6 protein-coding genes and 1 tRNA gene are annotated in these 13,076 nt (G+C 65.0%); 2 read left to right on the top strand and 5 right to left on the bottom strand.

All coding sequences use genetic code 11. The features are described 5' to 3' along the window. Positions 1-168: 168 nt before the first annotated feature. The 4 genes from IP68_RS08320 to IP68_RS08300 all read right to left on the bottom strand — a co-directional run bounded on the left by IP68_RS08320 (position 169) and on the right by IP68_RS08300 (position 4,216). The gene (locus IP68_RS08320) at positions 169-624 is read right to left on the bottom strand and encodes a (2Fe-2S)-binding protein (protein WP_054134522.1); all 456 of its coding nucleotides are present in this window, start codon (positions 622-624) and stop codon (positions 169-171) included. Between the two features lie 16 nt (positions 625-640). Beyond that, entirely contained in the window at positions 641-3,022 is a 2,382-nt protein-coding gene (locus IP68_RS08315; RefSeq protein WP_082382227.1) for a molybdopterin cofactor-binding domain-containing protein, read from the bottom strand. A gap of 578 nt (positions 3,023-3,600) precedes the next feature. Next, positions 3,601-3,807 carry an integrase arm-type DNA-binding domain-containing protein gene (locus IP68_RS08310; RefSeq protein ID WP_054134521.1) on the bottom strand — a complete coding sequence of 69 codons (207 nt, stop codon included), beginning with the start codon at positions 3,805-3,807 and terminating at the stop codon, positions 3,601-3,603. A 333-nt stretch (positions 3,808-4,140) separates the two neighbouring features. Continuing rightward, positions 4,141-4,216 (bottom strand) — tRNA-Thr (locus IP68_RS08300). Positions 4,217-4,460: 244 nt separating this feature from the next. Between IP68_RS08300 and IP68_RS08295 the strand changes: the two genes are divergently transcribed. Together IP68_RS08295 and IP68_RS08290 are read left to right on the top strand one after the other, a co-directional pair. Then, positions 4,461-5,888: a hypothetical protein gene (locus IP68_RS08295; protein ID WP_069050451.1), complete on the top strand. Its 1,428-nt coding sequence runs from the start codon at positions 4,461-4,463 to the stop codon at positions 5,886-5,888. 182 nt (positions 5,889-6,070) lie between these two features. Then, positions 6,071-10,789, top strand: a complete 4,719-nt coding sequence (locus IP68_RS08290) for an NAD-glutamate dehydrogenase domain-containing protein (protein ID WP_082382225.1) — start codon at positions 6,071-6,073, stop codon at positions 10,787-10,789. 83 nt (positions 10,790-10,872) lie between these two features. Here the strand turns inward: IP68_RS08290 and typA are convergent, their stop codons facing one another. Further along, a complete protein-coding gene (gene typA, locus IP68_RS08285) occupies positions 10,873-12,708 on the bottom strand; it encodes a translational GTPase TypA (protein WP_054134519.1) in 1,836 nt (611 codons plus the stop codon). Positions 12,709-13,076 lie beyond the last annotated feature (368 nt).

The following is a 13,076-nucleotide window of genomic DNA, read 5'->3' as shown; positions in this document are numbered from 1 at the left end:
CAATACTACGCTACGTCACCCCAAGCGACTCTCCCGCGAAGCGGGTTCGTGCTCTGGGTCGAGAGCCGCCAACTGCTAAGTGGCAGATGCAACGGCAGCTTTCCAACACCTCGTGTCTGGAACCCGCCATTCAGACATCGACACCGAAGCGATAACTGGCTGCAGCAATCAGGCCATGGACGCGGCTTCCTTGATGGCGCGCCGGATGCTCATATAGGTCGCGCAACGACACAGATTGCCGCTCATTGCCTCGTCGATGGCAGCGTCATCCGGGGTCGGATTGTCCCGCAGCAGAGCGGTCGCCGCCATGATCTGGCCGGACTGGCAATAGCCGCACTGGGGCACATCATTGGCAATCCATGCCTTGCGAATGGCATCGGCTGCGCCGCCTTCAACGCCCTCGATCGTCGTGATCTTGGCGCCGTCGAGCGAATCGTGCGGGGTGATGCAGGCGCGGGTCGGTTGACCGTCGACATGCACGGTGCAGGCTCCGCATTGTGCGACCCCGCAACCGAACTTGGTGCCGGTCATCTGCAGGTGGTCGCGCAGCACCCACAACAGCGGAGTGCCCGGCGCAGCATCGACGGTTTCGGATTTGCCGTTGATCTTCAGGGTAATGGCCATGCTTGCCTCCTTGTCCCTACGCGGTCGGCCGTGCGGGCAGGATGAGCTTGCTGCCCTCTGGCCCGATGAACGGCAGCGTGCGCAGCCGGTGTCCGGTCGCGGCGAATATCGCATTGGCGAGCGCAGGCGCGGCCGGCGGCGTTGGGGGTTCACCGACCCCGCCGGGGGGCGCGTTTGACGCGATGATCTCCACCTTGAACTCCCGCGGTGCCTCGCCCATCCGCATCAGCCGCCAGCTCGGGAAATTGTCCTGTACGACTGCGCCGTTCTTCGCGGTGATCGCGCCGTAAAGCGCGTTCGACAGACCGTAGATCGTGCCGCCTTCCATCTGTGCGCGCACATGGCGGGGGTTGATCACGGTTCCCGCATCCACTGCAAGCCACACGCCCGGAATGCGGATCGTGCCGTCAGCGCCCACCGCCACTTCGACCACCGTGGCAACATAGGTGAGAAACGAGCGGTGAACCGCAATCCCCAGGCCCCGGCCTTTGGGCAGTTTGCGTCCCCATTTGGCCATGGCCGCAGCCTTTTCCGCGACGTGCCGCAAGCGACCGGTATCGATCGGATAATCGTCGAGCGAAGCACCGTAATTGCCGTATTCGGCGCCTTCGGTGCCCGGGTCCAGCTTGCGCGCCGGGCCGATCAGCTCGAGCAGATAGTCCTTCTGATCGCGCCCGGCGGCATAAGCGAGTTCGGCAGCGAAGCTCTGCACCGCAAAGGCGTGGTAGATGTTGGCGACCGAGCGCAGCCAGCCGATGCGGACATGGGCCTTGGCATCGCCCGATTCGACCTGCAGGTTGGGCATGGCGAACGGCACATCCGTCGCGCCCATGCTCAACTCGCCGTCGCTCGGCTCGTTCACCGCATTGTCGAAGGTCGAGCTGATCGGCGGAAAGACCGTGCGATGCAGCCACGCGGTGCATGTGCCGTCCATGTCGAGCCCCGCCTCACAATATTGCGCGCTGACCGAGTGATAATAGCCATGCTGCACATCATCTTCGCGTGTCCAGGTTACCTTGACCGGCTTGCCGACCTCGCGCGCGATCAATGCCGCCTCGATCACGAAATCGGGCTTCGACTTGCGCCCGAAGGCCCCGCCCAGCCAGGTCGGTGTGACCTTGATGTTCTCCTTGTCGATCCCCAGCGCCTTGGCGAGCGTATCGCGCGTGCCTTGCGGGTCCTGCACGCAGGCCCAGCATTCGAGCCGGTCGCCGTCCCACTCTGCGGTCGCGCTCGGCGGCTCCATCGGCGACTGGTTGAGGTGCGGCGCGTAATATTCCGCCGTGACCCTTGTTTTCGCCGAAGCGAGCGCTGCCGCCACATCGCCGCGCGCGCGGCGCACCTTGCCACTGCTGCGTGCCGTGGCCAGCAACTGCTGGGCATAGCGTTCCGAATCATAGCCGGCATTGGGGCCGTCCTGCCAAGCGATCTCCAGCGCGCGGCGTCCTTCAATTGCGGCCCAGGTATCGCGCGCGACCACCGCCACGCCGCCCAGTGCCTGGAAGTCGGCTGGCGGCTTGGCATCGGGCAGGCGCACGGTGCTCAGCACACCTGCGACCGCGCGCGCTTTCGTGTCGTCGACGCTGCCGACCCGGCCGAACAGCTGCGGCGGCCGGGCGACCACCGCATGGACCATACCCGGACGCTGAACATCGATCCCGTAGGTGCTCTGCCCCGTGACGATGCGCGGCACCGTCAGCGAGGGAATTTCGCTGTTGATGTAGCGCCATTCCTTGGGGGTCTTGAGCTTGATATCGGCCTCGGCGGGTATCTCGAGCCGCCCGGCCAGTTCGGCCAGATTGCCATAGGACAAAGTGTCGCTGTTCTGCGTATTGCTGACCAGTCCGCCCTTGGCCGAGCACTGATCCTGCGGCAGTTTCCAATAGAGCGCCGCGGCAGCGACCAGCATCTGGCGCATAGCGGCTCCAGCGACCCGCAACCGGTGGAAATTGAAACGCACCGAGCGCGAACCATCGGTGTTCTGGTCGCCATAGCGCTCGTGCCCTTCGGCCTGAACGATCTCGACCTTGGCCCAGTCGGCCTCGAGCTCATCGGCCACGATCTGCGCCATCGAGGTCCAGACCTGCTGACCCATCTCCGAACGGTGGCAGGTGATCTTGACCGCACCATCCTTGTCGATCGCGATCCAGAGCGCCGGCGTGGCGTCGCCGCCATTCACTTCGGTCAGCGGGCTGGGCCCGGCATCGGGCAGATCGAAGGCGCCCGCGTCGATCTTGGGCTCGACATAGCTCGAGCATCCTGCCAGCGCCACGCCGAGGACGAAAAGCCCCGTCCCGCCAACAAAGGCGCGGCGGCTCAGATTGACATAGGGGCTGGACTCATCACTCGCACCGCCCGTCTGTTGGGCAGGAATGATACCGAGATCGCGCATCAACATCGGCGTTTTTCCTTCAGCCAAATCGCAACGTCGCGTCCGGCCAGATGATGTTGATCGACGCAAAGCCAGATGGCAACAGTGCTTGGTCAGATATCGCACCATAACACTCGCTTCAGGTTGATCGGCATCGATGAATGACCTTGCCAGCGAATGCACGGTCAGGTCGGGTCGGTGGACACCTGTCGCAAGGACCTGAAGCGCGGGGCTGGATAATGCGGCGTTGGCGACCGGCCCGACCTCGCCTCACCTTGCCAAAAGCTGCCATTCGCATTCTCTCCCAGTCATCGGTCAGAGCATAGCTGGTGCGCTGCCCCGAAAGCGGGATGAGGCTCAAGCAGCGCGGCACGATGCGTGACAATTGGCGTCGCCAGTACACCACCAGGCATTGCTGCCGGATCATGCGTGCATAATGCCATCGCGACCCCGTGCCGAAATACGCGGCTGGCGAAGGCCCTGGTACGCACCGCCGTTTCGCGCTTGCCCGCCTTTTCGATCTTTTTGAGCACAGCCAACAGCTCTGCGGGCTCAACCGCGTCGATAGGACGAGGACCGATGGTTGGCGTCAAATGCAAGAGATGTCAGCGTGCTTTCTCGATGGTGACCTCCGCCTTTTGGCTGGCAACAAACCGAACTGCAATCAGGTTCTCTGCAACCGACTGAAAGCTGTTGTCAGCCGACAGGCGCGCCCTGATCTTCTCCATTTTGCGGGAATGCAGCGGATCGTCGCCTGCCCTGATCATTTTGCGGACATCGTCACGGCGTTCGCGTGCGTCGGCTAGCGACACCTCAGGCCAGCTTCCAGGCGACAACCTCTTTCGGATCCGTGAACCTGTATTTCACGAACCAGTGCTTCGAACCGTTCGACCGAATCTCAAGATAGAGGCCTTTGTCGTCGGACTTGCGGTAGACGGTATCAATCGGCTGAAACCCTCTGATTTCTGCGGCTTTGAGAGACATTTGGGGGCACCCCGCTTTTTCCTGTCGCAGTGCCCCCAATTGTGCCCCCAAATTAACGAAATCTGGGGGAAAATCTGGAACAAAGCGAGATTCCAGTCACGAACAAAATAGCTCGAAACGCTCAGAAAATCAACGTTTTGGGACGCTTTGGGAAGGGGTGGTGGTGCCGCTTACGTGACTCGAACACGTGACCCCATCATTACGAATGATGTGCTCTACCAACTGAGCTAAAGCGGCGCTGGGCTCGGCGGGTGCCGGCCGGTGTGCGGGTGTGCCGTTAACAGCAGCTTGGGCCGGATGCAAGCCGCGTTCGCAGCTGCATTCCCGGCCGTCTTGGATGGCCTCTGCGCGACAGCGCCGGTACTGCTGCGGGCTGAGCGCGGTCTGGCGGCAGGTTGCGCGAAATGTGACCGCGCGGTTAACCCTAGCTTTACTCCCTTGCGGCACATTGCAGGTCTGAAAAACTGGTTGGGACCGATCAATGGATACTCTGCGCGGATATCGCGATGGCATGAACGGCCATGACGACGCAGACGACGCACTGTCTGCGTCGGCAGCCGCCGAAACCGATGACGAAGCGCTGATGGACCCGCCCCAGTCCTTTGGCAGCGATGAGCGGCGCATGCATGTGCGCGCCTACAACTATTGGGCCAAGCTGCTGGGAAACCGCGTATTTCCGTCAATCGAGGATCTTGATCCGGAGAATATCGAGGACTTCGGTCCCAACAGCGTGCTGCTCGATTTCACTTCCGGAATCGAAAATCCCGCCATCCCGTTCATCGGCAAGGCGCTGCGTGACGAGTGCAATCTCGACGATGCCGTCGCCTATCTCGACGAGGTCCCCGGCCGCTCGCTGCTGTCGCGAATCACCGACCATTACATGCAGATCCTGGCCAACCAGGCGCCGATCGGATTCGAGGCGGAATATATCAACGATCGCGGCTCGACGATCATGTACCGCGGCATCCTACTGCCCTTTTCCACCGACGATGACAGCATCGACTTTGTCTATGGCGTGATCAACTGGAAGGAACTGGCAGACAAGACGCTGACCGAAGAGCTGATCCTGCAGATCGACGAAGCGGTCAAGCAGGCGCCGCGCAAGCCCGCGCTGCCGGTGTGGGAGGACGATCCCGCGCAGAGCCTCGCCCCGGGCGAACTGGACCTGGGCGCGTTCGAAGAGCCGCTGCCGCTCGATGGCTACACGCTGTTTGCCGATCTGGACGATGGCCTGGCCGAGGTCGGCTTTGGCGGCTCGGCAGATGCGCAGATCGCCAATGCCTTCCCCGCGGTCGACATGCCCGGCGGCGATGCGGCGCTTGCCGATCTGCTGGACTATGCCCGCGCGCATGTCGAGGCGGCGCTGGCCACCGAGGAACGCTCGCGCAGCTCGCTATATGCCGCGATCGGCCGTGCCTATGACTTTGCCATCGCCGCGCGCGGTCGTCCGGACGATTATGCCGAACTGCTCAGCGAAAGCGGACTTTCCGCGCAGGCGCGCGCGCCGATGACGCCGCTGGTCAAGCTGGTCTTCGGTGCGCAGTACGACAAGACGCGGCTGGCCGAATATGCCTGCGTGCTCAGCCATGCGATGCGCCGCGATATTCCGCGCGGCGGCCTTGCCGAGATGCTGGCGCAGCAGCCCGGCGGTCTCAAGGCGATCGTGCAGCAGGAACGCAAGGCGCGCCGCGCCAAGGACGACGGCACAGGCGATGCCGGCCGCAAGCTGGAAACCCGCCAGCGGCTGCGCACCAGTGCGCCGACGCCGCTCGCCGCGCTGGATATCGGCGATGCGGAGTTCGTTGTGCTGGTGGCTCGGCGCGACGAGGCCGGCGCCCTTGGCATCGTCGGGATGGTGGGCGAGGACGACCCGCTGGCCGACAAGGTGATGCGCCGCGTCGCCCGATAGGCACGCGGGCTCGCCATGCGGACGCCGCAACATTTAATCGACTGACCGAAAGAAAATTACGCGCATTTGCCCGTCCCCCCGTGCTGTGCGCTTGAGAACCAGCGTTGATTGGCGCATAAGCCGCAGGCAGCAGACCCGGCAGAGATGCGGCAATACAGCGCGCACGCGGGCACGAGGAACACATGGCCGAAACCCCGATTGCAGCGTCCGGTGCGGACGCGGGCTCCAGCGTATCTTCCAATGCCACCCCCCTGATCGATCCCCAGCAGCACGCCAGATTGCGCGCGGTGCTGGCCGACGCATTCCTCAAGGGCGCGCTGCCCGGAGAGAATGAGGGATTTGACGACGCGGCGTGCAGCGAGGCGGCCGATTTCGCGCTGCGCGCGATGGCCCGTCGCCCGTCTTCCGACACCGTGCTGACGATCGAATCGATCCCCGGCCAGACCGGCCACCGCCACATGCGGCTGGCGATCATCAACGACGACATGCCGTTTCTGGTCGATTCGATTGCCGCGGCGATCTCGCGCTTCGGCCTGGCAATCGACCGGGTGATCCACCCCGTGGTCGCGCTGCGCCGCGATGCCGATGGGCTGCTCAGCGAAATCTATACCGACGAGGCTCCGGGCGAACGCCGCGAATCGGTGGTCTATCTTGAAGTCGAGCGCGCCGATGCCCGGCAGCGAAAGGCGCTGGAAACCGCGCTTATGGGCGCGATGGCGGACGTCCGCGCGGCGGTGACCGACTGGCCGATGCTGCAGGCGGCGATGGCCGCCGATGCCGCCGCGATGGCCGATGGCGAGGGCGCGGCGCTGCTGCGCTGGTTCCTCGACCGCAACATGACCCAGCTGGCGCATCTGCGCTATCGCCGCGATGGCAGCGCCGAGGCGCCGCTCGGCATCGCGCGGATCAACGACCAGCCGCTGCTCGCGGCGCATTCGTTCGATCAGGCCTTTGCGTGGTTCGAAAGCGGCAAGGCCGCGCCGCTGATCATCAAGTCCAACTTCATCTCCACAGTGCACCGCCGCGCGCCGCTGGACCTCGTCATCCTTCCGATCTGGGAGGATGGCCGCGTCGCCGCGTTGTCGGTGCATGGCGGCATATGGACCAGCGCCGCGCTTGCCGCCGCGCCCGAGCGCGTCCCCGTGCTGCGCGCGCATCTCAAGCTGCTGATGGACAAGTTCGGCTTTTCGCCCAACGGCCATGCCGGCAAGGCGCTGTCGCATGCGCTCACCGCGCTGCCGCACGACCTGCTGATTGCGTTCAGCCTCGAAAACCTGGAGCGCGTCGCGCTCACCGCGATGTCGCTCGCCGACCGCCCCCGCTCCAAGCTGGTGACGGTGCAATCCTCGCTCAGGCGCCACCTGTTCGTGTTCGCCTGGCTGCCGCGCGACGAGGTCTCCACCGGCCGCCGCGAGGCGATCGAGCGGATGGTGCTCGAAGCATCGGGCGGCAAGACGCTGAGCTGGTCGATCTCGCTTGAGGACGGCGAGATCGCGCTGATCCGCTATGTCATCGACATGCGCGACGGGGCCGCCGCGGTCGATGACGCCGCGCTCGATTCGGCGCTGCGCGCGATGGTGCGCGGCTGGGAACCTTCGGTCGAGGAAGCGCTGATCGCGCTGGGCGAGGACAGCCGCGCCGCAGCGCTCGCCAGCCGCTATGCACCGCAGTTCCCGATGGCCTATCGCAGCGATTGCGGACCCAAGGAGGCCGCGCTCGATATCGTCCGGCTGCGCGATCTGGACAGCCCGGAGCGCCACGGCGCGCGCCTGTACCGCCGCGCCGACGATGCTGCGCAGCATCTGCGGCTCAAGCTCTACAGCCTCACCGGCGCGATTCCGCTGTCGCAGACCGTGCCCGCGCTGGAGAATTTCGGCTTCGACGTGCTGGAAGAGGTGCCCACCGCGCTCGGCGCGGACGATAGCGGCCATATCCACGATTTCCTGCTGCATCTGCGCGGAACCGGCGATGCCGAATCGCTGATGCTGCGCGCGGGCGCGATCGAGGCGGCGATTTCGGGAACGCTCGAAGGCAAGGCGGAGAACGATCCGTTCAACCGGCTGATCGCCGCCACCGGGCTTGAGCAGCGCGCGGTGATCTGGCTGCGCGCCTGGTATCGCTATCTGCGCCAGGCGGGGCTGCCCTATGGCATTGGCACCGTGGTCGATGCGCTGCATGATGCGCCCGACATCGCGCATGCGCTGATCGCGCTGTTCATCGCGCGGCACGATCCGGCGTTCACCGGGGACCGCGAGGCGGCAACCCAGGCGAACCTCGCCGCGATCACCAGCGGGCTGACCCAGGTCTCCGCGATCGACGACGACCGGCTGCTGCGCATGGTGCGCGCGCTGGTGATGGCGATCCTGCGCACCAATGCCTTTGCGCCTGCCGCAAGCCTGGCGATGGTGATGAAGATCGACAGTGCCAAGGTCCCGGGCCTGCCCGCGCCCCTGCCGTGGCGCGAGATGTTCGTCTATTCGCCTCAGGTCGAGGGCATCCATCTGCGCGCCGGCCCCGTGGCGCGTGGCGGGCTGCGCTGGTCCGACCGGCGCGATGACTTCCGCACCGAGGTACTCGGCCTGATGAAGGCACAGCGCGTCAAGAACGCGGTGATCGTGCCGACCGGCGCCAAGGGCGGGTTCTTCCCCAAGCAGCTTCCGGATCCCGCGACCGACCGCGAAGGCTGGCTCACCGGCGGCAAGGACGCCTACAAGACCTTCATCCGCACATTGCTGTCGATCACCGACAACATCGTCGACGGCAAGGTGGTGCACCCTGCGCAGGTCGTGGTGCATGATGGCGAGGACCCGTATTTCGTTGTCGCCGCCGACAAGGGCACCGCGACCTTCTCCGACACCGCCAATGCCATCGCCGCCGAGTTCGACTTCTGGCTGGGCGATGCGTTCGCCTCGGGCGGAAGCCAGGGCTATGACCACAAGGCGATGGGCATCACCGCCAAGGGTGGCTGGGTCTCGGTCCAGCGCCACTTTGCCGAAATGGGCGTCGATGTGCAGTCCGATCCGGTGCGCGTCGCAGGCTGCGGCGACATGTCGGGCGACGTGTTCGGCAACGGCATGCTGCTGTCGAAATCGATCAAACTGGTCGCAGCGTTCGACCATCGCCACATCTTCCTCGATCCCGACCCCGACGCAGCCGCAAGCTGGGCCGAGCGCCAGCGGATGTTCGCCCTGCCCCGGTCGAGCTGGGACGATTACGAAAAGGCATTGATCTCCAAGGGCGGCGGCGTCTTCCCGCGTGCGATGAAATCGATCCCGCTGACCGCCGAGGTCAAGGCGATGCTGGGGCTCGAGGGCGACGAGATCGAACCGGCCGCGCTGATCTCCGCGATCTTGCGCGCCGAGGTCGATCTGCTGTGGTTCGGCGGCATCGGCACCTACATCAAGGCCGCGTCAGAGAACAACATCGACGTCGGCGATCCCTCCAACGACCAGCTTCGCATCAACGCCGAGCAGTTGCGCTGCAAGGTTGTCGGCGAAGGCGCCAACCTCGGCGTCACCCAGGCCGCGCGCATCGCCTTCTCGATGCTGGGCGGACGGATCAACACCGATTTCATCGACAATTCCGCGGGCGTCGATTGCTCGGACAACGAGGTCAACATCAAGATCGGCCTCGCTGCTGTCATGCGCGCCGGGCTGCTCGACGAGCCTTCGCGCAACGCGCTGCTCGCCTCGATGACCGACGATGTCTCGATGCTGGTGCTCGAGGACAACCGACTGCAGGCGCTGGGTCTCTCCATCGCCGAGCGTGCTGGGGTCAAGGCCCTGCCCTCGTATATCCGGCTGATCGAGCATTTCGAGGAACAGGGCCGGCTCGACCGCAAGGTCGAGGGGCTAGCCGACAATGCCACGCTCAAGCGCCGCGCGCAGGAGGGCCATGGCCTCACCCGGCCCGAGCTCGCCGTCGTGCTCTCCACTGCCAAGCTGACGCTGCAGGACGCGATCGAACGCATTCCGCTCGCCGATGATCCCACGATGCGGCCCGAGCTGCTCGCCGCCTTCCCGCCGCAGATGCGCGAGGCCTATGGCGATGTTCTGATGCAGCACCAGCTGCGCGGCGAGATCATCGCCACCAAGCTGGCCAACCGCATGATCAACCGGCTGGGGCTGATCCACCCGTTCGAGCTGGCCGAGGAGGAAGGCTGCACGCTGGGCGATGTCGCCTGCGCCTTCATCGCGGCCGAACGGCTGTTCGCGCTCCCTGCGATCTGGGCCGAGTTCGACCATGCCGAGATGGACGAGCAGGTTCGCCTGATGCTGTTCGATGCCACCGCCAACATCGTGCGGGTCCACATCGCGGATGTGCTGCGCGCCAGCGCTGACGGCCTGATGCCCGGCGCGATCGTCGCCGCGCTCAAGCCCGGGGTGGATGCGCTGATCGCGCAGATGGACAATCTGCTCAATGCCGAAGCGCGGCTGCAGGCGGCGCGTCAGGCGCAGGATCTGGTCGGCCAGGGCGCATCCTCCGTCCACGCCGCGCACATCGTGCGGCTGACCGGGCTGGACGGCGCGGCGGGGCTTGCCAATCTGGCCAGCACCAGCGCCACCGACCCGATGCTGCTCACCCAGGCCTTTGCCGATCTGGGCGCGACGTTGGGGCTCGACTGGACGCAGATGACCGCCGCGCGCATGTCGCCCAGCGATCCGTGGGAGCGGCTGCTGGTCTCGGGCCTCGCGCGCGATTTCCAGCAGATGCGGCTCGATTTCCTCCAGCGCGCCAAGGGCAGCGATCCGCAGGATTATGTCGCAGGCTGGACCGAGGCCAACCTGCCCCGCATCAAGCAGTTCCGCACCCTGGTCGACCGCGCCCGCATGGACGCCGCCCCCAGCGTCGCCATGCTGGCTCAGATCGCCAGCCAGGCGCGGATATTGCTCGCGCGGTAAGGGGCGAGGCTCATGCAGCCAGAAAAAAAGGGCCGGTGCATCGCTGCACCGGCCCTTTTTTGTTTTTGCGCCGAGGAAGAAGCTTACGCGGCTTCCTTCTTCCGGCTCTGCTTCTTGCGCTCGTTCGGATCGAGGAAGCGCTTGCGCAGACGGATGTTCTTGGGGGTCACTTCCACCATTTCATCGTCGTCGATGTACGCGATGGCCTGTTCCAGGCTCATCATGCGCGGCGGGGTGAGGCGGATGGCGTCGTCCTTGCCGGTCGAACGGAAGTTCGTCAGCTGCTTCGACTTCATCGGGTTGACTTCAAGGTCATCGGGCTTGGCGTTCTCGCCGATGATCATGCCTTCATAGACCGGCACGCCCGATCCGAGGAACAGCACGCCGCGCTCTTCCAGAGCGTTCAGCGCATAGCCCACGGTGTCGCCGGTGCCGTTCGAGATCAGCACGCCGAGCTGGCGACCGGTGATCTGGCCCTTGTAGGGACCATACTTTTCGAACAGCCGGTTCATGATGCCGGTGCCGCGGGTGTCCGACAGGAACTCGCCGTGATAGCCGATCAGGCCGCGCGATGGTGCGCTGAAGGTGATGCGGGTCTTGCCGCCGCCCGAGGGGCGCATGTCGGTCATCTCGGCCTTGCGCTGCGCCATCTTCTCGACGACCGTGCCCGAATGCTCGTCATCCACGTCGATGACGACGGTTTCGTAAGGCTCGGTGCGCGAGCCGCTTTCGTCTTCGCCGAACAGCACGCGCGGACGCGAGATGCCGAGCTCGAAGCCTTCGCGGCGCATCGTCTCGATGAGCACGCCCAGCTGCAGTTCGCCGCGACCGGCAACCTCGAAGCTGTCCTTGTCCGCCGATTCGGTGATCTTGATCGCGACGTTCGATTCGGCTTCGCGCATCAGGCGATCGCGGATCATGCGGCTGGTCACCTTGGTGCCCTCGCGGCCCGCAAACGGGCTGTCGTTCACCGCAAAGCGCATCGACAGGGTCGGCGGATCGATCGGCTGCGCGTGCAGCGGCTCGGTCACGGTCGGCTCGCAGATGGTGTTGGCAACGGTCGCGGTGGTCAGGCCCGCGATCGAGATGATGTCGCCGGCATTGGCGACGTCGACGGGAACGCGCTCAAGACCGCGGAACGCCATGATCTTGGATGCACGACCGGTCTCGACGATGTTGCCATCGGGATCGAGCGCGTGGATCTGCTGGTTGGTCTTGACCGAACCCGAGAACACCAGACCGGTGAGGATACGGCCAAGGAAGTTGTCGCGGTCGAGCAGGGTGACGAGGAACTTGAACGGACCATCGGGATCCGCCGACGGTGCGGGGACATGCTCGACGATCTTCTTGAACAAGGGCTCGAGTGTGCCTTCGCGCACTTCGGGCGTGTCGCCGCAATAGCCGTTGCGGCCCGAAGCGAAGAGCACGGGGAAATCGAGCTGCTCGTCATTGGCTTCGAGGCTCACGAACAGGTCGAACACTTCGTCGAGCACTTCCTGCGGCCGGCCATCGGGACGGTCGATCTTGTTGACGACGACGATGGGCTTGAGGCCCAGAGCCAGCGCCTTGCCGGTGACGAACTTGGTCTGCGGCATCGCGCCTTCGGCAGCGTCGACGAGCAGGATCACGCCATCGACCATCGAGAGGATGCGTTCCACTTCGCCGCCGAAGTCGGCGTGGCCCGGGGTGTCGACGATGTTGACGCGGGTCAGGTTGCCCTGTTGGTCGTCCCATTCGATCGAGGTGCACTTGGCCAGAATGGTGATGCCGCGTTCTTTTTCGAGATCGTTCGAATCCATCGCGCGCTCTTCGACGCGCTGGTTGTCGCGGAAGGTGCCGGACTGGCGGAAAAGCTGGTCAACAAGGGTGGTCTTGCCATGATCGACGTGCGCGATGATGGCGATATTGCGAAGGGACATGAAAGAAAGCCTGTGTCAGGGGATTGCCGGGGCACGCCGTCCGGCACGCCACTCTCGCCGCGCCCATAGCTGATGCCTTGCTGCGGCGCAACAACTAGCGCGTCGGGGGTGGAGCGGCGAGAGACAGCGCGACCGCTCTCCCCTCCCGCAGGCGGGAGGGGTGGCCGACGGCCGGGGGTGGGCCTGAACAGTCGCTTGTCTCTACAGGCCCACCCCGGCTCAGCAAGCTGTTCTCTCCTCTCCCGCATGCGGGAGGGGAGAGAAGAGTGCGGCTTACAAATCCTCCCCGCCCCGGGGAGGGGGACCATCCGCAGGATGGTGGAGGGGCAGCGGCGTTGTGCTGCCCTAGTCGATTGGCACCCGGACGC

Origin of the sequence: Blastomonas sp. AAP25 (genome assembly GCF_001295965.1) — a bacterium.
Classification (GTDB): Bacteria; Pseudomonadota; Alphaproteobacteria; order Sphingomonadales; family Sphingomonadaceae; genus Blastomonas; species Blastomonas fulva.
Note: the sequence above shows the minus strand (reverse complement) of the source record. Positions and strands in the feature narration are given on the sequence as shown.